We start from the raw sequence: 19,994 nt of genomic DNA on the forward strand, positions 1-19,994 counted from the left end.
GACAACGACGTGCTCGAGCGCGAAAGGGACGCGAGGTCGTGCGTGGTGGACGCAGGAGACATGAGTAGGCGCGTGCGACGGCCTACGCCATGAACGAGCAACCGCAAGCTCGAGCTTTCGTAGTTGACAGACCGCGTGTCACAACCAACACCGAGGAGGTCCATTGTGGCTTGGAATTGGGGTCCCAGGAGACGCGTGGTGATTGGGCGCTCTTCTGCTCCCATGTAGGTCGAGTGGGAGGGGCGCGGAAGGAAACAGGCCGACATAGTGCCGAGCACTACGTTTAGGATCGCAGCGGAGCGAATCCACGAACCCTTACTGCTCGTGCGTGCAGGAGGGGAGGTGATCGTGGCCAATCGGGCCGCCGGCGCGGCGCTGGGGCCGGCGCTGGAGGGCGCCTGCCTGCTCGACCGAATGGAGGTCCCCGGCGGTCTTCGACGCTACCTGCGGCTCGCTGCGGGCTCGGTGGAGCCCGTGCCCTCGGTGATGACGCGGCGGGATGGATCGACCTCTTGGAACGTCGATGCCTCGAGCGCCGATGCCGAGGGCACGCTGGTGCTGCTGCACCTGCGCATGCGGGCGGACGCGGTGCCGGTGGAGCTCCGCGCGAAGCTCGAGCACCTGCACCAGGAGATCGAGCGCCGCGAGGAGCTCGAGCGCGAGCGTTGCTCACTGCTGGCGCTCGAGCGACGCGCTCGCGAGCAGGCCGAGCAGGCGTGTCGTCTCAAGGACGAGTGGCTCGCCTCGGTGTCCCACGAGCTTCGCACCCCGCTGCATGCGATTGCGGGCTGGGTCGCGTTGATGCGTCACCAGCTGAGCGACCCCGAGCTGGTGCGCCGCGGTCTCGACGTGATCGAGCGCGCCATCGTGGCGCAGACCCAGCTCACCGAGGACCTCCTGGATGTCTCGCGGGCGATCACCGGACGCATGCGCCTGGACGTGCGCACGGTGGATCTGGCGCTGGTGGCCCGGCAGGCGCTCGAGGCAGGCCGCCCTGCCGCCGACGCCAAGGGCATCGGGCTGGAGCTGTGCACCGACGATGGCGAGCACGTGATTCGGGGCGATCCCGATCGGCTGCTGCAGATCCTGTGGAACTTGATCTCCAACGCGACCAAGCACACCGAGCGCGGCGGGCGGATCACGGTGACCGTGCGCCGGGGAACGTCGCACGTGGAGGTCGCGGTGAGCGACAACGGGCGGGGCATCACGGCCGAGCTGCTGCCGTTCGTGTTCGATCGCTTCTGCCAGGCCGACGATGCGGATGCACGACGCAGCGGGGGGCTGGGGCTGGGGCTGTCGATCGTGCGGCACCTGGTCGAGCTCCATGGCGGGGTGGCGATGGCCCACAGCGATGGCCCAGGGCAGGGGGCGACCTTCACCGTGAGCCTCCCTCGACCGATGTTTCGCCGCACCTCGGCGGTGACGCTGCCCGCCGTGGCGGTCGGCGAGGTGCACGGCGACGAGCTGCTGGGGCTGCGGGTCCTGCTGGTCGAGGACCACCGCGACGCCCGCGAGCTGCTCGAGGGCATCCTGCGGGCGCACGGCGCCGAGGTGGTGGGGGTGGAGGGCTCGGCCCGGGCCCAGCAGGTGTTCGGCGCGCAGCGCTTCGATGCGGTGCTCTCCGATCTCGAGATGCCCGACGAGGACGGGTTCACGCTGATCCGCAAGCTGCGGAGGCTCGAGCGGCAGTCCGATCGCTCGCGCACCCCGGCCGTGGCCGTGTCCGCGCACACCGTGCCGAGCGCCCGGGTCCACGCGCTGCGGGCGGGATTCCAGGCGTTCACGGCCAAGCCGGTCGATCCGTTCGAGCTGGTGGCCCTGCTCGCGAGCCTGTGCGATGCCAGCGGCGCCGTGCGTGCGCTCAGCTCAGGCGACTCGCGTAGTCTTCGTACCCAAAGCGCCGCACCACGATGACGGAGCGAGTGCTCGGGTCGTAGGTCGCGATCGATGGCAGCCGCACCCCGTTGAAGGTGGTGTTCTTGACCATCGTGTAGTGGGCCATGTCCATGAACACCAGCTTGTCGCCCACGCGCAGCGGGCGGTCGAAGCTGTAGTCGCCGATCACGTCTCCCGCCAGGCAGCTCGGTCCGCCCAGTCGCCACAGGTGCGGCTTCTCGCCGGGATCGCCCGCGCCCACGATCCGCGGCCGGTAGGGCATCTCGAGCACGTCGGGCATGTGGCACGTGGCCGAGGCGTCGAGGATGGCGATGTCGACCTCGTTGTGCAGCACGTCGAGCACCGAGGCCACCAGCACCCCGGTGCCCAGCGCGATGGCCTCGCCGGGCTCGAGGTAGACCTCGGTCTTCCAGCGCTCGCGAAAGTCGGTCACCAGGCGCACGAGCAGCTCGCGATCGTAGTCCGGCCGCGTGATGTGGTGACCCCCGCCGAAGTTGACCCACTTGCGCCCGGGGATGAACGCCGCGAACTCGCTCTCCACCGCGGCCAGCGTGCGCTGCAGCGCGTCCGAGCCCAGCTCGCACAGGCTGTGGAAGTGCAGGCCGTCGAGGTCGTGCAGCTCCACGCCCTCGAGCTCCGCGCGTCGTACCCCCAGGCGCGATCGTGGCCCGCAGGGATCGTAGAGCGGAACCTCCACCTCGCTGTGCTCGGGGTTGATCCGCAGCCCCAGCTCGATGCGCTTGCCAGGGGGGTGGCCAGCCCGCTCGCCGTGGGCGCGGACCGTGGGAGCGAAGCGCCGCCACTGCGACAGCGAGTTGAACACGATGTGATCGCACAGCGGCAGCAGCGTCCGCAGGTCCGACTCGCTGTAGGCCGGCGAGCACACATGCACCTCGCCGCCGAAGTGCTCGCGGCCGAGCTGGGCCTCGTCGGGCGCGCTGGCCGTGATCCCGGGCAGCACCTTGGCGATCCGGTCGAACACGCTCCACATCGCAAAGCCCTTGAGGGCCAGCAGGATCTTGGCCCCACTGCGGGCCTGCACGTCGGCGAGCACGTCGAGGTTCTTGTCGAGGAAGCCCAGGTCCACCACGTAGCAGGGCGTGGGCACCTGCTCGAGGGGGAGATCCGGGGCCGGATGGGGCAGCTGCAGCGCGGTGGACACGGCCTTCCTACAGCTCCTGCACGTGCCAGGGCAGCCCCGCCGGTCCGAGTCGGGACAGGAACGGCTCGGAGGGCAGCTGCTCCATGTTCCACACGCCCGGGCGTCGCCACTTGCCGGTCAGGATCATCTCGGCGCCGACCACCGCGGGCACCCCCGTGGTGTACGAGACGGCCTGCGCCCGCACCTCGCGGTAGGTCTCGGCGTGGTCGCACACGTTGTAGACGAACACCTTGCGCGGCTTGCCGTCCTTGGTGCCCCGGACCAGGCAGCCGATCGAGGTCTTGCCGGTGTAGCCCTGGGCCAGGCTGGCCGGATCGGGCAAGAGCGCCTTGAGGAACTGCAGCGGCACGATCTTGTGGCCCTGGAACTCGATGGGCTCGATGCTGGTCAGGCCCACGTTGCCGAGCACCCGCAGGTGCGTGAGGTACTCCTCGCCAAAGGTCATCCAGAAGCGGATGCGCTGCAGACCGGGGATGTTCTGCACCAGCGACTCGAGCTCCTCGTGATAGAGCAGGAACGCCTTGCGCTCGCCGACCCCGGGGAAGTCGAACATCATGCTCTGCGACATGGGCTCGATCTCGACCCACTCGCCGCCCTCCCAGTAGCGTCCATTCTGGGTGATCTCGCGGATGTTGATCTCGGGGTTGAAGTTGGTCGCGAACGCGTGCCCGTGATCGCCGCCGTTGCAGTCGAGGATGTCGATGGTGTCGATGGTGTCGAACAGCTCGTCGCGCGCGTGGGCGCAGAACACGTTGGTCACGCCCGGGTCGAAGCCCGACCCGAGCAGGGCCATGATGCCCGCGTCCTTGAAGCGCTCGCGGTAGGCCCACTGCCAGTGGTACTCGAACTTGGCGGTGTCCTTGGGCTCGTAGTTGGCGGTGTCGAGGTAGTCGACCCCCGTCTGCAGGCATGCGTCCATCAGCGGGAGGTCCTGGTAGGGCAGGGCCACGTTGATGAGCAGGTCGGGGCGCACCTGCTCGATCAGCTCCACCGTCTCGGCCACGTCGTCGGCATCGACGCGAGCGGTGGTGAGCTCGCGGCCCTGGATCTGCTTGACCTGATCGGCGATCGCATCGCACTTGGCCTTGGTGCGGCTGGCGAGGACGATCTCCTCGAAGACCTGGGGGTTTTGGGCACACTTGTGGGCGACCACGCCGCCCACGCCGCCTGCGCCGATGATGAGGACCTTGGGCATGGAAAACTGCTCCCTTGGGGTGAGACCGAGCGCGAGCCCAGCCGCGGCGGACCCTAGCAGGGAGTGATCATCGAGGCATAGTGACTTGAAATCAAAAGAGAAAATGGGCGGCCCGAGCGGGCCAGGGAAAGCGCCGCGTCGCGGTCGGTGACACGCGGGGCTCGCGACGACCTCGGGATGGTCACGGGGCGGAACTTCGCCCTCGCCGCAACGAGCCGCGCTATCGTCGGGGGGCCATGGTTGGCCTCGTGGGATTCCGTTCCTGCGTTGGACGTTCGCGCGCTCGGGTCGGCGCGTCGCTCGTCTGCGCGTGCTCGTGTGTATGGTCGGTCGGTGCTCCGGCCTCGGCGGCCGTGGTGTCCGGCACGATCGTCCTGCGCCAGGGCGACACGCCCACCGGCGGGCCCGCGGTGGTCGACGTGCACGCACCGTACGTCAACGCCAGCAACGAGGTCGCGTTCGTCGGCCTCTACGACAACGGCGACCACTTCGTGTTCATCGACGACACCGTGGTGTGGGAGGGCAGCGACGATCTCATCGACGTGCTCTCGAGCATCGATCCCCACATGGACAGCAACGGCATGGGGGCGTTCGTCTATGCGCCCGACGTCAACGGGGTCGATGCGCTCTACACCAACGCGGGGATCTTCGCGCTCGTGGGTGATCCCGCGGTGGGGTTCATCCCCGGCTCGACCTACGTCTCGTTCTCGTTTCCCTCGATGACCAGCACCGGGGCGATCTACTGGCGGGCGGGGGTCGATTCCAACGGCGACGGCATCGAGGACGGCTTCGGGCTGTTTCGTGCCCCCGATGGCACGCTGGCCAGTGCCGAGGTGGTGCTGCGCGCCGGTCAGCCGATCGGTGCATTCGTCATCGACGACAACGCCCAGGGGATCGACGGCGACTACGCCGTGGCCGAGAGCGGCATGCACCGGATCGCGGTCCTCAACATGGAGGGTCCCTCCGACACCGACAACTTCCTGTGGGTCGATGGCGCGCTGGTGGCTCGCGAGCTCGATCCCAGCGGCGCCGGCGACAACTGGGACAACTTCGATCTGGTGGCGATCAACGACTTTGGGCACTACCTGTTCAGCGGGGATACCGACGGCCCCGATACCAGCGACGACTTCATCGCCTACGACGGCTCCATCGTGCTGCGCGAGGGCGACGTGGTGGCGGGCATCACCCTGGAGAGCTCGGCTTCGGTGCGTGCGATCGGCATCAACGACCTGGGCCAGGCCGCGTTCATGTGGGGCTACGACCCGCTCGCGGTGGGCTTTCGCAAGACGGTGTTCCTCGCGTGCGACGCGGCCGATCTGGTGGGCACGGCCCGGGCGATCGTGACCTCGTTCGAGGACGATCTCGACGTCGACGGCGACGGAGCGGCCGACTTCGACATCGTCGATCTCACCGCGCCGCCCAACACGCCCACCCGGCTGCTGGGCGAGGCCCCGTACGTCTACGTCACGCTGGGCCTCGACGATGGGCTCAGCCAGACCGAGGCGATGGTGGAGCTGCCGGCCTCGTGCTGCGGCAACGGCATCATCGATCCGTTCGAGCAGTGCGACGACGGCAACCCCGACGACACCGACCTGTGTCCCACGACGTGCCAGGTGGCGTTCTGTGGCGATGGCTTCCCGCTGGCCGGAGTGGAAGAGTGCGACGACGGCAACCTCGACGACTCGGATGCCTGCCTGGTGGGCTGCATCGTCGCCACCTGCGGTGATGGCGTGGTGCAGGTCGGCGTGGAGGAGTGCGACGACGCCGATCTCGACGACACCGACGATTGCCTGACCAGCTGCGAGGCTGCGACCTGCGGCGACGGGGTGGTGCACGCCGGGGTGGAGGAGTGCGACGACGGCAACTTCGATCAGACCGATGGGTGCGCCAACGACTGCACCATCGTCCCGGTGGGCGGCACCGACAGCATGGGCACCGACAGCATGGGGTCGGGCAGCGCATCGGCGAGCGGGGGCACCGACAGCATGGGGTCGGGCAGCGCATCGGCGAGCGGGGGCACCGACAGCATGGGGTCGGGCAGCGCGTCGGCGAGCGGGGGCACCGACAGCATGGGCACCGACAGCATGGGGTCGGCGAGCGCATCGGCGAGCGGGGGCACCGACAGCATGGGCACCGACAGCATGGGTACCGACAGCATGGGGTCGGCGAGCGCATCGGCGAGCGGCACCGAGAGCATGGGCACCGAGAGCATGGGTACCGAGAGCATGGGTACCGAGAGCGCGGGTACGATGAGCGCGAGCGCCGGCACGGTGAGCGATGGCACGGTGGGGCTGGACGACACGGCGGGGACGGTGGGCAGCGCCACCGTGGGCGATGCCTCGGCCGAGGGCGACTCCGGTGGTGGCTCGGGCGCGGGAGATGGCGTGAGCGCGACGGGGGGAACCATGGGCACGGCCGGCGGCAGTGGGACCGAGACCGAGGACGGCCAGAGCGCCGGGGTCGGGAGCGTGGACTCGAGCTGCAACTGCCGCACGGGTCGACGCTCGCCGTGGGGGCCGCTGTGGATCGTGCTGGGCGCGGGGCTCTTCCGACGCCGTCGCCGACCCGGGCTATGCTCGCCCCGATGAGCACGCTCCTGCGCGTGGCCTACGACGGATCCGCGTTTCACGGGTTCGCTCGCCAGGCAGCCGGTCCCGGCGGTCCGATCCGCACGGTGCAGGGCGAGCTCGAGACGGCGCTGGCGGGCCTCTACGGCGCGCCGGTGCCCACCCGCGGAGCCTCGCGTACCGATGCGGGGGTGCATGCACGGGGGCAGCTGGTCGCGTTCGAGGGGCCACGCGCGATCCCGCCGCGAGGCGTGGCCCGTGCCCTCAATGGCCGCCTGCCGCCCGACGTGGCCGTGCTCGCGGCCTGGGAGGAGCACGGCCACGACGGCGCTCCCGTGGACGTGCGGCGCGGCAACGCGGGCAAGCACTACCGCTATCGGATCCGGTGCACCGACGCCCGCGACCCGCTCGCGGTGCACGGCGAGTGGTCGCTGCGGCGACGGCTCGATCCCTCGGTGATGCAAGCGGCGGCGCGTGCCCTCGAGGGCACCCATGACTTCGGGAGCTTTCGCAGCGCGCACTGTCAGGCCACGAGCACCGAGCGCACCATCGATCGCGTCACCCTGCGCTGGGGGGCCGACCCTCGCGGTCCGCTCGGGGATCCGGGACGGCTCGACGCGGTGGCGGATGGCGGCGCGCCCGGGCATGGCCCCGACGTGATCGAGGTGGACGTGCACGGCAGCGCGTTCCTCTACAACATGGTGCGGATCATGGTCGGCACGCTGGTCGAGGTGGGGCTGGGACGACGGCCGGTGGACTCGATCGCGCAGCTGCTGTCGATCCCCGATCGCACCAGGGCGGGCCCGACCGCGCCTGCATGTGGACTGACCTTGATGGAGGTGCGCTGGCCGGGGACCGCGGGCGCGGGACCGCAGTGGTGAGCGAGACCTTCGGGGGACGCCTGCCCGCGGCGGTCCGTCTCGGCTACCATCGGGGGGCATGGCCGATCCTGCCGACGCCCGCGACGTGGAGACCCTTGCCGCCGCGGTGGCGGCGGGGGCTCGCGCCAAGTACGTGTTCTTCTGGGGCCACACCGCCAAGGTCGACGGGGCGATCGGCTCGTGGGTGTTCAGCCAGTGGTACCCCTCGCCGTTCACGGTGGACGGCCAGCTCTATCGCACGGCCGAGCACTGGATGATGGCCGAGAAGGCGCGCCTGTTCGGCGACGAGACACGGCGGGCCAAGATCCTCGAGGTGCACGGTCCGGGCGACGCCAAGGCTCACGGCCGCCGCATCAGCGGGTTCTCGGAGGACACGTGGGCGCAGCGGCGCTTCGAGATCGTGGTCCAGGGCAACGTGCACAAGTTCTCCCAGCACCCGGCGCTGCTCGAGTTCCTGCTGGGGACCGCCCGGCGCGTGCTGGTGGAGGCCAGCCCGGTGGATCGGGTGTGGGGGATCGGGCTGGCGCACGATGATCCCCGCGCCGAGGATCCCGCGCGCTGGCGTGGGCTGAACCTCTTGGGGTTCGCGCTGATGGAAGCGCGAGCGCGGCTGCCGTAGCGGTGGACTCGCCAGGGCGTCGCGCGCGGGCGCTGTTTCCGCAGTCGCGCCCGCGATGACCGCAAGGAAGCCCGTGCGGCTCCGGTCGTGCACGTTTCTTCGACCTGGGGCCCTCGCCGGTCCACCATCCCGATGGTGCCCGACGCCCTCCGCTCCACCGGTCGCGTGTCCGTGGCCGTGCTCGCGTCGCGCGTGCTCGGGCTCGGCCGCGAGGTCGTGTTCGCGGCGCTGTTCGGGGTGGGGGCGGTGGCCGACGCCTACACGGTGGCGTTTCGCATCCCCAACCTCCTGCGGGACCTGCTGGCCGAGGGCGCTCTGTCCAGCGCGTTCGTGCCCACCTTCACCTCGACCTTGCAGCAGGAGGGACGCGACCGGGCCCATGCGCTGGGCAACCTCGTGCTGAGCGTGCTGCTGCTCGTGACGGGCCTGCTGACGCTGCTCGGGATCATGTGGAGCGAGGCGCTGGTGATCGCGATGGCGCGGGGCTTCGGGGGCGACGCCGAGAAGGTCGCCCTGGCCGCCGAGCTCACTCGGATCATGATGCCGATCCTCGCGCTGGTGAGCCTGGGCGCGGTGTGGATGGGCATGCTCAACGCCCAGCGCCGCTTCGTGGTGCCCGCGCTCGCCCCTGCGGTGTTCAACGTGGTCAGCATCGTGGCGGGCGTGGTGGTGTGGCTCTCGGGCGCTGGCATCGAGCACGGGGTGATGCTGTGGAGCGTGGGCACGCTGCTGGCCGGGGTGGCGCAGGCGGTGGCCCAGCTGCCGTCGCTGTGGCGCATGGGCTATCGCCCCGGGCTGCGCTTGCGGGGGGCGTGGCACGACCCGGGGCTGCGTCGGATCGCACGCTTGATGGCTCCGGCCGCGGTGGGGTTGGCCGCGGTGCAGATCAACATCTTCGTCAACACCGGGTTCGCGGGGGTGCTGGGCGACGGCGCGGTGGCCCAGCTCGGCTATGCGTTTCGGCTGTTCTTCCTGCCGCTGGGGGTGTTCGGGGTCGCGCTGGCCACGGTGACCACCACCCACGTCAGCGAGGAGGCGGCGCGAGGGGATCGCGGCGCGCTGGCCCAGCGCGTGGCCGAGAGCGCCAGCGCGGGCTGGATGCTGGTCAGTGCCTCGAGCGTGGGCTTGCTGGTGCTCGCGGTGCCGGTCACGGTGTTGGTGTATCGCCACGGTCAGACGTCGATGGCCGACGCCGAGGCCATCGCGCTGGTGCTGCAGGCCTACGTGCTGGGGCTCTTGCCCTACAGCCTGGTCAAGATCCTGGCGCCGGGGTTCTACGGCATCGACAAGCCCCGGATCCCGCTGTTGGCCTCGATGACGGCGGTGGTGGTCAACATCGTGTTCAACGCGCTCACCTACCGCTGGCTGGGCGCGCCCGGGATCGCGCTGGGCACCGGGCTGGGGGCGCTGGCGAACGTGCTGGTGCTGCGGGTGGCGTTCGCTCGGATCATCGGACCGCTGCCGGTGCCCGATCGAGCGCGACGGCTGGGAGCGTTGCTGGTGGCCAACGCGATCCTGGCCGCGGTGGCATGGGGCGGCTGGTGGCTGGCGCAGCAGCTCGCCGCGAGGGCTGGGTCGACGACGTGGCCCGTGCTGGTGCTCGCACCGGTGCTGCTGGTGATCATCGGGGCGGGGTTCTTCACCTACGCCGGAGTGCTGCGTGCGTTGGGGTATCCCGGGGCGCAGCTCTTGTGGAGCATGCCGGGGAAGCTGCTTCGTCGCGGGCGAGCACGTCGCGGGTGAGGGGCTGTGGAGCCTCGCGGAGGCGAGCCTGGCGCGCGATGGAATGGGAAATGGCACGAAAAGGCCGAGCTCGATTCGGCCGAGGTCGTTGCTTCAGCGAGGTCGGTTGCTAGTCCGGGCAAGTGGATCGTTCGCCAGTTCTGGTGGCAGGGGGGCTGACGGTGGTGGGCATTGCGGTGGCCGGATGTCCGGACGAGCTCGCGTCGGTGCGCGAAGGCAGCGGGCGGGTCGTGACCCACGAGTGCGGCGAAGGGCCCGAACAGACTGCGGCGGCGGCAGGAGCGAACTCGATGGCCTGCAGCGGCGAGGTCCTCCCGACGTGCTCACCCGGATGGACGGGGCCTGCGTGTGACTGGCCCTGTGATGGTGCGGAGTGCAGCTTTGCGTCGTACTGCCACGGGGACGGGCGTACATGGGGGCTCGCGGCCTTCGGGGCACGGCTGTTCGAGGCCACCGCGGGTGCGACGGACGAGGAACTGCATGCGTCGTTCGAGCAGTTCGTGGTCGAGCATCCCGAGGACGTGGGACTGACGGCGGGGGTGTCGCCGGAGGATCTCGATCTGGTTCCGGCTCCGGTGTTTCGGGGACCCGCAGGTAGGCTCGAGGTGCTGCGGTTGCAGCAGCGGTACCGTGGGATTCCCGTGTACGGGCCGGACGGCACGGTGCGGGTGACGCTGGGGCCGAGGGGAGCGATCGCGTTCGACGGCGCGATCGTCGATGGGCGGCAGGACTGGGCGAATGTCGAGGAGCACGCAAGCGAGGCGGTGGCTCGACGGTCGATCCTCGCGCACGCGGCGGAGCGCTCGGGGCTGCCCGTCGAGGAGTTGGAGATCGCGAGCGTGCGCCTGGTCGCGGTGCCGAGGGTGCAGCGCATCGGCTGGGCGGGGACGGTGCGCTCCGGGCTCTCGCCCGTGACCACGATCGTGGTCGACGCCGACCCCGAGGCGAGCGTTCCGCTGCCGATCATCCACGCCGAGCACATCGAGGCCGCGGGGCTGGTCGACGAGGTGGATATCAGTGTGATGGCCGAGGATCCCGCATCGGATGTATTCGGCCCACCGGACGATACGGCGAGCCTGGCGCAGCTCTTCGACGCGAGCCCACTGCGAGGCTCGACGCGCGGGGGCGAGGTGATCGTCGGGACGGAGCGCGTGGTTGGCTACGATCTCAGCTCGGCGATGAGCTTCATGGACATCGGTCCCGTGCCGCCGCTGGTGAGCGTGACGACGGACTTCGATGCGTTGCCGGGGACCATCGCGTACGATGTTCAGAATCACTACGTTCGCGTCCAGAGCTTCTACGCATTCGTCGATCGGTACATGGCCGGCGTCTGGGATTCCTTGAACGTCGTACCGGGGGTCTCGCCCGGTCAGTTCGAGCCGAGGGTGATGCTGTGGGTGCAGCCCGGCTTCGACCTGTGTCCGACGCAGAGCTACTGCGCCAACTACGTTTCGCTCGAAGGGGTTGATCCCGCTCTCGTCGCAGACGAGTACGAGCAGCCGCTCGGTGGCCCCACGCTGGAGAACGGCTCGAGCATCGCCATCGAATTCCCCGGCGCGTCGGCACACGTGCTCGCGCACGAATTCGGCCACATCGTCGATCTGTTCGCGGCGCCGTACTTCGTCGGTGCCGGCTTGGGCTGCACGGGCGCTCCCGGGTGCATGCCGAGTTGCCAGCCCGACACCTCGGAGGAAGCGCCGGCGCTACGGGAGGCCGTCGCTCAGGTGTTCACCATCGCGGCGACGAGCGAGCTCTTCCCCATGGCGACCTTCGACGATTGCGACCCGCTACTCGCGATCAGCCTCGGCGGCGACGGCATCCCGCACAATGACGCGTGTCGGCCGGGCGGTGAGCCCTACTCGCATTTTCTCGACCCGGCTTCCTGCGCAGTGGGAGCGCATTGCGATCACGACTTCGTCGCCCAGGAGGACCCGCCAACGGGGCTGTGCGCTCAGTCGAGAGGCTACCGGGTCGACAGCCTTCACCAGGGGTTCTGGGAGATCTTCCACGGTGAGAGCTGCGCTGCGACGCCGCCCTATGTGTGCACGCCGATGAACCTTCCGCCGGGGCTGTCGGCGCGCGACGCCTTCATGCCCGCGTTCCTCTATGCCTTGCGCATCGATGCGAACTCCTTCCGCCAATTCATCGACGCATTCGCGACGCACGTGTCGTGTAACCTCGGCGCTGCGGTCTACCAGGAGGTCAACGACGTGCTGTGCCATCACGACCTTCGAGCGTGCGGTGCTCCACCTCCAGCAATCTGCGAGACCTGCGGCAACGGTGTACGCGAAGGCTCGGAGATCTGCGATGGCAACGACCTTGGCGGAGCGAGCTGCGCCGGCCTAGAGTTCAGTGGCGGCTTGCTCGCGTGCGACGCCTCGTGCATGCTCGACACGTCGATGTGTGATGCTGCGGAGGGGGCCGACGTTACGGGCGCGACGGACGTCGGCAACGACGTCACCGGGGCTGGAGCGGCCGACGGCGACGCCACGGGTGGCGGTGGTGTGATCGATGACGGCGGCGGCTGTGAATGCAGCACGGGCTCCACTCGCGGAGACCTGGCCCCGGCGGTCCTCGGGTTGCTCGCGCTCGTTGGAGTGCGACGTCGTCGTCGCGCTCGCGCGAACGCGCTGGTCGTGACGCTCACGGGCTTGGTCGCACAGGCATGCAGCGACCCTACGGACCGCACGGAGACGGAGGCATCGAACGGAGATCCCTCGACGACGAGTGAAAGCGGCTCGGAGAACGGCGCCAGGGAGACGATGGGAGAGTCGCTTCCACAGTGGGCGCTCGGTGTCTTCAGCAGCGAGGCCGATGATGTCGGAATGTCGTTCTCGAACAACCCCTACTGGTGGGGCAAGATCGAGATCATGGCGTCGGGGACGTTCCTTCTCGACTGGTACGTCTGCTCGGAGCGACAAGAACATCAGGAATTCCGTTGGACATTGGCCGACGATGGCGGGAGCTTGAGCGTCCAAACGGAGCCCCCTGCCGGTGTGTTCACGTATGGAAACGGCAATCGAGTGTCCGAGGTCATCGTCGAGCCCGGTGAGTCCTGCGACACGATCGCCATCCGTTACTTCGACGTCGAGGGGATGATATGGGGCGAGAGTCACTACCACCGCGGCGATGTGTGCACGCAGGTCACCGGCCCCGACGGTTGCACGTTCACGTTCGAGTGGTGCGACGGCACGCCGCCGCCTCCGTGCGAGTGACCGCGCGGGCTGACGCGATGGTGAGGCCACCAGCTGCTGGCACGAGTTCCTCGTTGATCGGTCGGCCATGTCGTCATGACTCATCGGCCGCTCGAACGGTGCCCTGAAACCCGGGTATTCATCATCATGCATGGTTCGGATCGATCGAACGAACTATGCAAATTCTCCGAGTGATTCTTCCCTTGGTCCTCCTGCTGCTGGTGCGCTCGTGACACGGTCGTGCTCGATGGACACACCGTGTACTCCTGCCACCCGCTACACCACTCTCTCCCTCTCCCTCTCGCTTGGGCTCGTCGTCGGATGCTCGGCGGAACCCGCGGATCCTCCGTTCGGTGAGTCCGGCGTCGGGCCCGACGGTTCGGTTGCCACCGTGGGCAACCTCGACACCAGCCCCGGTACCGTCGACGTGCCCGGCGGTGCCGCATCGTCCGGTGGCGGTGCTGCCAGCACCGCAGGTGGAGATGCCAACACCACCGGAGCCGGAGACGGCGCCTCCACGGGAGGCGGAGACGGAGCTCCTCCCCTCATCGGCACCCCGACCCAGGAGGGGCTGCGCGTCGCCTTCATCGGCGACCAGGGCAACGGTGAGGACTCCGTGGCCGTTCGCGAGCTCATCGAGTCGGAGGGGGCGGACTTCGTGCTCATCGCCGGTGACTTCGACTATGAGGACGACCCGAACCTGTGGGAGGAGGAGAACGTCGAAGGGTTCGGATCCGACTATCCGATCTTCGCGGTGGTCGGCAACCACGACAAGGCCGAGTTCGACGGCTATCAGGAGAAGCTGGTGGAGCGCCTGCAACACGCGCTCGCCGACGGAGCCGCCTGCACCGGTGAGATCGGGGGCAACAGCGCCTGCACCTACCGGGGCCTGTTCATGGCCATGTCCGGCGTCGACGTGACCGACGGCCAGGCCGAGAGCGAGGATCACCTGCGCGCCGAGCTGGAGGCCAATGACGCGATCTGGTCGATCTGCTTGTGGCACAAGAACCAGACCGACATGCAGCTCGGGAGCAAGACCAACGACGCGGGCTGGGGCGTGTACCAGGCCTGCCAGGACGAGGGCGCGATCATCATCACCGGGCACGAGCACACCTACTCGCGCACGCTCACGCTCACCAATCTCGGCAACGGGGACGATGGCCACGGGGCGACCGGCGTCTTCGACCTGGTGACCGTGGGCGAGGGCAGCACGTTCGTCAGCGTCGTCGGCACGGGCGGACGGGGCCTGCGCGACTACGAGGCCGACAAGCACGACGACGACACCTGGTGGGCGTCCTTCTACACCTCGAACCTGTGCAAGATGAACGGCGGGGTGATCGACGACTGCGACGAGTCCCCGGGCGCCCTGTTCATCGACTTCTACGTCGACGGCGATCCCTACAAGGCGCGCGGCTACGTCAAGACGATCAACGGGACGATCATGGACGAGTACGAGATCATCCGCGAGCCGATGGCCGAGAAGTCATAGCGTCGAGGGTGCCCAGCGCTCGTCCCCCAGCCCCCGAAGAATCCTTCGAGTCCCGGGGGGCGCGGGCTGTGCCGCGCCAGCGGTCAGAGCGGCTTGCTCGGGAGCGGCGATCGAAATGCGCGTTGCCGCACCCCGGCCCGTGATATCGTGCGTCTCGTGGCTTCCTTGCCCCGTTGTCCTTCGTGTCGCGGCTTCGTGCCGCTGCGTGCTTCCTCGTGCCCCCACTGCGGTGCGCTCGCGAGCGCCTCGAGCGTGGGCGGTCGCATTGGCCTCTGGCTCAAGGCTGCCGGTGGTGCATCGGTAGCCATGACCCTCATGGCCTGCTACGGCGTGCCGTACGATCCCGATGACCCCACCGACACCGATCCGACTGGCAGCACGGAGGGCACGGCCGGCACCGCGACGGAGGAATCGACCGCCGCGGCCGAGTCGACGGGCGCGGCCGAGTCGACGGGCACGGCCGAGTCGACCGGAGCGGCCGAGTCGACGGGCTCCGCCGAGTCGACCGGAGCGGGCGCGGCCGATCCCCCCGCGGCACCCCGTTAGCCTGCGATGTCTCGGCGTCGCCTCGACGTGCTCGCGCAGCCTCACCACCCCGCCTACGTGGTGTGGGAGCTGACGCTGCGCTGCGATCACGCCTGCACCCACTGCGGATCGCGAGCCGCGGTGGCCCGCGACGTGGAGCTGACCACCGCGCAGGCGCTGCGGGTGGTCGACGAGCTCGCGGCGCTCGGTGCCCGCGAGGTGGTGCTGATCGGCGGCGAGGCCTACCTGCACGAGGGCTTCTTCGAAATCGTCGCGGCGCTCGCACGCGCCGGGGTGCGTCCCACCATGACCACCGGCGGCAAGGGCATCACCGGCCCGCTCGCCGAGCGCATGGCCACCGCGGGCCTGCGCCTGTGCTCGGTCAGCATCGACGGCCTTCGAGCCACCCACGATCGCATGCGGGCCTCCCATGGGAGCTTCGATCGAGCCACGGCGGCGCTTGGGCACCTGCGGGCGGCCGGGATTCGAACGGCGGCCAACACCAACGTGAACCGGCTCAATCGAGCCGACCTCGAGCCGCTCTACGAGCACCTGCGCGCGCAGGGGATCGTGGCCTGGCAGGTGCAGCTCACCGCGCCGCTGGGGCGCGCGGCCGATCGTCCCGAGATGATCCTTCAGCCGTGGGACTTGCTGGAGCTGGTCCCCCGCATCGTCGCGCTCAAGCGGCGAGCCTTCGCCGATGGCATCCGGCTGATGCCCGGCAACAACCTCGGCTACTTCGGCCCCGAGGAGGCGCTCCTGCGTTCGCCCACCGAGGATGGCGACGACCACTTCGCGGGCTGCCAGGCGGGTCGCCTGGTGATGGGCATCGAGTCCGATGGCGCGATCAAGGGCTGCCCCTCGCTGCAGACCCACGCCTACGCGGGGCGTAGCGTGGCCGAGGCACCGCTGGCCACGATCTGGGCCGACGATGCTCGCGTGGGGTCCCTGCGCGGCCGTACCGTCGAGGATCTGTGGGGGTTTTGCCGCACTTGCGCGTTCGCACGGACCTGCATGGGAGGGTGCACCTTCACCGCGCACTCGATCCTCGGTCGGCCGGGCAACAATCCGTACTGCCACTTCCGGGCGCGTACGCTGGCGGCGGCCGGTCGACGGGAGCGCCTGGTCCCATTGCAGCGTGCACCGGGACGTCCGTTCGACCACGGACGCTTCGCGCTGGTCGAGGAAGACCTGGATGCGCCCGATCCCGGTGCAGGGCTCGACCCGGCCCAGCGCGTCGCCCTTGGCACCCGGGCGCTGCCCGTCCTGCCCGTTCTGCCCGGTTGCGACGGCTGAAACTGCGCGGATCCCGACCCCTGCGCGAAAACACTCGGCCGCTCGTGTAGTCTAGGATCCACGCCGGGGCGTCCCTGCGGCCCCGCAATCCCGATGGATCCCGACTTCAGCTACGTCTTTGCGTCCTACGTGCCGTTGCTCGATCCGGACGCCTTCCCCGACCCGGCGTTCTACCGCGAGCTGGAGAAGATCGGCTACGAGCAGGTGCTGATGGGCGGCACGGGCTCGGCGGCGATGCACGAGCTCATCCCGACCATTCGGCGCGAGACCTCGCTGTCGGTGGTGCTCTACCCGTCGGGCCCCGATGCGGTCTGCGAGGCCGACATCGTGCTGATGCCCGACGTGATGAACTCCAACTCCCACTTCGCACGGCCGTTCGGCTCGGGCGCGGTGGCGACGGCCATGAACATCATGAAGCAGGGGCTTCCGTTCCTGCCCGTGGCCTACCTCATCCTGGGCGACTCGACCGCGCGCTGGTACTTCGATGCGTTCAAGCTTCCGTCGACCAAGGTGCTGATGGGCTACGCGATGTACGCGCGGATGGTGGGCTATCGCTACCTGGCGCTCGACTACGAGGACCCGCGGGTCCCCATCGATCACAAGCTGGTCTCGGCCCTGCGCGAGCTGCCCGAGATGCACCTGGTGGTGTCGGACGAGCTGTCGCCCGGGGCAGCGGCGCGGGCCCTGGAGCTGGGGGCGCAGACGATCGTGACCCCGTCCAACGTGTACGAGCAGGCGAGCGATCCCCTCGCGCTGGCGGCCGACTACCACGCGAGGTTGCTGCGGAGGCCATGACGTCGTGAGTCTGGTGCCGCAGCCGTCGGAGATCCGGCCCACGCCGGCCGACTCGATCGCGGGGGCGACCTCGGTGAGCCTGCTGGTGCGACCCGAGCTGCGGGCGCGCCCGATCGAGGTCGCGCTGCCGTCTCCGCGCCGGGTGTCCGCGATCTATGCGGGTGCGATCGCGATCGGCTCCACCGCGGCGGCGGTGGGCGCCTACTACATCACGCTCTCGGTGGTGTTCCCCCCCGGGGTGCTGGCGTTCTTCCTGGCGGGGCTGGGGGTCCTGGTCGGGCTCTCGATCGGGGTCACCTACCTCTTGCACCGGCGCCTCACCCGGGCGCTGCGAGCGTGGCTGCAAGATCCGGACGACATGGTCGATCTCGGTGCCTGGCACGAGGCGCTGAACTACCCCGTGTTCATCTCGATCGGAGTGGGCATGGCTGCGCTGGGCGTGAGCCTGCTGGCCGCCAGCGTCACCGGGCTCTACGCGGAGAGCCTCTCGATCGGCATGCACATCGCGGTCGGCGGCCTGCTCGCGTCGCTGCTCGATGCCGTGTTCGTGTGGCTCTACACCGATCACTGCATGGCGGAGGTGCTGCGGGCGATGGCGGCTCGCAATCCGCTGCTGCCCGTGTCCGGCCGCGGCATCGTGTCGCTGGGTCTGGCCGCGAAGATGGCCATCGTGATCGTGGGCGTGTCGGTGGTGGGGGCGGTGGTGGCGGGCACGCTGGCGTACCGCGGGGCGGAGCAGGCGGTGCAGAGCGGCGACATCTCGGGCCTGGCCCTCGAGCTCCTGGTGGTCACGGCCGCGGGCCTGGCCGTCTCGCTCTCGGGGTGCTTGCTGGTCGCTCGCCACATCACCGGCCCGGTCGAGGAGCTGACGCGCATGCTGGCGGAGCTGTGCCCCGAGCGCTACGGGATGCGAGCCCTGCCGCGCAACAGCGACGAGGCCGGGCAGCTCATGGTGGCGGTCAATCAGATGCTCGACGGTCTCGAGGAGCGCGAGTTCATCAAGGACGCGCTGTCGCGCTACGTGACCCACGAGGTCACCGACACCGTGCTGCAAGGGGGCCTGAATCTCGGCGGCGAGCTGCTCGAGGTCACCGTGCTCATGGCCGACATCCGGGGGTTCACGCTGCTCACCGAGAGCCTGCCCCCGCGCCGGCTGGTGCGCCTGCTCAACCGCTACTTCACCGCCATGGTCGACGAGTGCGAGGCCCAGGGTGGGTTCATCGACAAGTTCATCGGGGACGCGATCATGGTGGTGTTCGGCGCCCCGGTGGTCCTGCCCGCACGGGAGTCGGCGCTGCGCGCCGCTCGGGCCGCCGTGGGCATGCGCCGCCGGCTCGTCGCGCTCAACGAGAAGCTCGAGGCCGACGGCATGCCCACCTTGCAGATGGGGATCGGCGTGCACTCGGGCGAGGCCATCGCCGGGAACATCGGTGCGCCCCAGCGGCTCGACTACACCGTGATCGGCGACTCGGTGAACGTGTGCGCGCGCATCGAGTCGACGTGCAAGGTGCTGGGTCAGGACATCCTGATCTCGGAGGCGACCCGCGACCTGCTCGGCGACGAGGCCGTGGTCAGCGATCCCTACGACATCCAGCTGCGCGGCAAGTCGCAGAGCACCCGGGTGATGGCCCTGCTCGATCTGGGCTCGGCCCGCACGGGGACCGTGGGGGAGTCGGTCGAGGGCGTGATCTCGGCCTGAAGCCGAGCCCGAGGCGGCCGGGGTGAAGGTGGGCAGCGTCAGCTCCAGCTGGCGCGCTCGGCCAGGAGCGTGGCGATCTCGGCCGACTCGTACACGATGCGATCGTCGATGTAGAGCGCGGGGGCCTGGCCCTTGCCGCCCAGGCGCTCGAGCTCGGCCAGCGCCTCGGGGTCGCGGGAGACGTTGACGACGGGGAGCGCATCCTGCAGGTGCAGGTTGGTGCGGGCGTAGAGCGCCCAGCGGCTGAACATGCAGCGATCCTTGACGTAGAGCCGAACCCCCGGCGGCAATCCCCTGGGCGCGACCGCGTCCGGGAGGGACTCCGACCAGCCGGCGTCGAGATCCTCGCAGACCTTCACCAGGGCTTCGGCGTCGCGCTTGCCCGCCGGGGTCACGCTGGCGCAGTGGTGTACGGTGCCCGCCGCATCCACGATCACCGTGGCGCGATCACAGATCCCATCGTCCCCGAGGTACACGCCGAACGCCTCGGCCAGCTCGCCCTTGGGGTGGAAGTCGGAGACGAGCGGGAACGAGACGCCGCCCAGCTGCTCGGCCCAGGCCGCGTGGCTGAACGTGGTGTCGATGGAGATGCCGCACGCGGTGGTGTGGGCGGCACGAAGACGGTCTTGCAGCGCCTCCAGCGCTGGCACCTCGGAGCTTCACGTGGGGGTGAAGTCGAGCGGGTAGAAGAGCAGCAGCAGGTGACGCTTGCCCCCGAGCGCGGCCGTGTCGAGCGGTCGGCCCAGGTGATCGGTGCGGGTGAAGGTCGGGGCAGTGGTTCCGGGTTCGATCATCGCGGGGAGAGCCTAGCCACGACCGCGCACGAGGCATCTCGAGAGCGCCTCGCGCTGCGTCCACGGGATCGCAGCGCCGATCGTGCGCGGATCCGGTGCAGGGGACGGAGAGCGGCGACGCGATGCGGCCCTACGGCAT

15 protein-coding genes are annotated in these 19,994 nt (G+C 69.5%); 11 read left to right on the forward strand and 4 right to left on the reverse strand.

Translation table 11 applies throughout. From position 1 onward, the window contains the following. Positions 1–348 precede the first annotated feature (348 nt). Positions 349–1,914 (forward strand): hybrid sensor histidine kinase/response regulator, encoded by a 1,566-nt coding sequence (locus OEB96_RS12125; protein WP_266215741.1) that lies wholly within the window; start codon positions 349–351, stop codon positions 1,912–1,914. On the opposite strand, the gene nspC is transcribed toward OEB96_RS12125, so the two are convergent. Together nspC and OEB96_RS12135 are read right to left on the reverse strand one after the other, a co-directional pair. Next, a complete protein-coding gene (gene nspC, locus OEB96_RS12130; protein ID WP_266215742.1) occupies positions 1,862–3,058 on the reverse strand; it encodes a carboxynorspermidine decarboxylase in 1,197 nt (398 codons plus the stop codon). The genes OEB96_RS12125 and nspC overlap by 53 nt on opposite strands. A gap of 7 nt (positions 3,059–3,065) precedes the next feature. Then, positions 3,066–4,253: a saccharopine dehydrogenase family protein gene (locus tag OEB96_RS12135; protein WP_266215743.1), complete on the reverse strand. Its 1,188-nt coding sequence runs from the start codon at positions 4,251–4,253 to the stop codon at positions 3,066–3,068. Positions 4,254–4,609: 356 nt separating this feature from the next. Between OEB96_RS12135 and OEB96_RS12140 the strand changes: the two genes are divergently transcribed. The 10 genes from OEB96_RS12140 to OEB96_RS12185 all read left to right on the forward strand — a co-directional run bounded on the left by OEB96_RS12140 (position 4,610) and on the right by OEB96_RS12185 (position 19,061). After that, positions 4,610–6,841: a DUF4215 domain-containing protein gene (locus OEB96_RS12140; protein ID WP_266215744.1), complete on the forward strand. Its 2,232-nt coding sequence runs from the start codon at positions 4,610–4,612 to the stop codon at positions 6,839–6,841. Then, positions 6,838–7,701, forward strand: coding sequence for a tRNA pseudouridine(38-40) synthase TruA (gene truA, locus OEB96_RS12145; RefSeq protein WP_266215745.1), 864 nt, complete (start codon positions 6,838–6,840; stop codon positions 7,699–7,701). The genes OEB96_RS12140 and truA overlap by 4 nt, the downstream gene beginning before the upstream one ends. 58 nt (positions 7,702–7,759) lie before the next feature. Next, the gene (locus OEB96_RS12150; RefSeq protein ID WP_266215746.1) at positions 7,760–8,320 is read left to right on the forward strand and encodes an NADAR family protein; all 561 of its coding nucleotides are present in this window, start codon (positions 7,760–7,762) and stop codon (positions 8,318–8,320) included. A 132-nt stretch (positions 8,321–8,452) separates the two neighbouring features. Continuing rightward, the gene (gene murJ, locus OEB96_RS12155) at positions 8,453–10,063 is read left to right on the forward strand and encodes a murein biosynthesis integral membrane protein MurJ (protein ID WP_266215747.1); all 1,611 of its coding nucleotides are present in this window, start codon (positions 8,453–8,455) and stop codon (positions 10,061–10,063) included. A 122-nt stretch (positions 10,064–10,185) separates the two neighbouring features. Continuing rightward, positions 10,186–13,278: a hypothetical protein gene (locus OEB96_RS12160; RefSeq protein ID WP_266215748.1), complete on the forward strand. Its 3,093-nt coding sequence runs from the start codon at positions 10,186–10,188 to the stop codon at positions 13,276–13,278. 370 nt (positions 13,279–13,648) lie between these two features. Further along, complete coding sequence (locus tag OEB96_RS12165; RefSeq protein WP_266215749.1) at positions 13,649–14,746, forward strand: metallophosphoesterase; 1,098 nt, start codon at positions 13,649–13,651, stop codon at positions 14,744–14,746. Between the two features lie 306 nt (positions 14,747–15,052). Beyond that, on the forward strand, positions 15,053–15,292 hold the full coding sequence (locus OEB96_RS12170; protein WP_266215750.1) for a hypothetical protein: 240 nt from the start codon (positions 15,053–15,055) through the stop codon (positions 15,290–15,292). A 6-nt stretch (positions 15,293–15,298) separates the two neighbouring features. After that, complete coding sequence (locus OEB96_RS12175; protein ID WP_266215751.1) at positions 15,299–16,567, forward strand: radical SAM/SPASM domain-containing protein; 1,269 nt, start codon at positions 15,299–15,301, stop codon at positions 16,565–16,567. Positions 16,568–16,660: 93 nt separating this feature from the next. Beyond that, on the forward strand, positions 16,661–17,362 hold the full coding sequence (locus OEB96_RS12180) for a geranylgeranylglyceryl/heptaprenylglyceryl phosphate synthase (protein WP_266215752.1): 702 nt from the start codon (positions 16,661–16,663) through the stop codon (positions 17,360–17,362). A gap of 4 nt (positions 17,363–17,366) precedes the next feature. After that, positions 17,367–19,061 carry an adenylate/guanylate cyclase domain-containing protein gene (locus OEB96_RS12185; protein WP_266215753.1) on the forward strand — a complete coding sequence of 565 codons (1,695 nt, stop codon included), beginning with the start codon at positions 17,367–17,369 and terminating at the stop codon, positions 19,059–19,061. Between the two features lie 38 nt (positions 19,062–19,099). On the opposite strand, the gene OEB96_RS12190 is transcribed toward OEB96_RS12185, so the two are convergent. Next, positions 19,100–19,711 carry a redoxin domain-containing protein gene (locus OEB96_RS12190; RefSeq protein WP_266215754.1) on the reverse strand — a complete coding sequence of 204 codons (612 nt, stop codon included), beginning with the start codon at positions 19,709–19,711 and terminating at the stop codon, positions 19,100–19,102. A 9-nt stretch (positions 19,712–19,720) separates the two neighbouring features. Beyond that, positions 19,721–19,855 (reverse strand): thioredoxin domain-containing protein, encoded by a 135-nt coding sequence (locus OEB96_RS12195; protein WP_266215755.1) that lies wholly within the window; start codon positions 19,853–19,855, stop codon positions 19,721–19,723. Positions 19,856–19,994 lie beyond the last annotated feature (139 nt).

It is taken from the genome of Paraliomyxa miuraensis (assembly GCF_026337845.1).
Taxonomy (GTDB): domain Bacteria; phylum Myxococcota_A; class Polyangia; order Nannocystales; family Nannocystaceae; genus Paraliomyxa; species Paraliomyxa miuraensis.

Bases quoted from the DNA above. Each gene is read 5' to 3' on its own strand.
- OEB96_RS12170 (WP_266215750.1), top strand. From the start codon at position 15,053: ATGACCCTCATGGCCTGCTACGGCGTGCCGTACGATCCCGATGACCCC.
- murJ (WP_266215747.1), top strand. From the start codon at position 8,453: ATGGTGCCCGACGCCCTCCGCTCCACCGGTCGCGTGTCCGTGGCCGTG.
- OEB96_RS12135 (WP_266215743.1), bottom strand. From the start codon at position 4,253: ATGCCCAAGGTCCTCATCATCGGCGCAGGCGGCGTGGGCGGCGTGGTC.
- OEB96_RS12150 (WP_266215746.1), top strand. From the start codon at position 7,760: ATGGCCGATCCTGCCGACGCCCGCGACGTGGAGACCCTTGCCGCCGCG.
- OEB96_RS12175 (WP_266215751.1), top strand. From the start codon at position 15,299: ATGTCTCGGCGTCGCCTCGACGTGCTCGCGCAGCCTCACCACCCCGCC.
- OEB96_RS12180 (WP_266215752.1), top strand. From the start codon at position 16,661: ATGGATCCCGACTTCAGCTACGTCTTTGCGTCCTACGTGCCGTTGCTC.
- OEB96_RS12195 (WP_266215755.1), bottom strand. From the start codon at position 19,855: ATGATCGAACCCGGAACCACTGCCCCGACCTTCACCCGCACCGATCAC.
- truA (WP_266215745.1), top strand. From the start codon at position 6,838: ATGAGCACGCTCCTGCGCGTGGCCTACGACGGATCCGCGTTTCACGGG.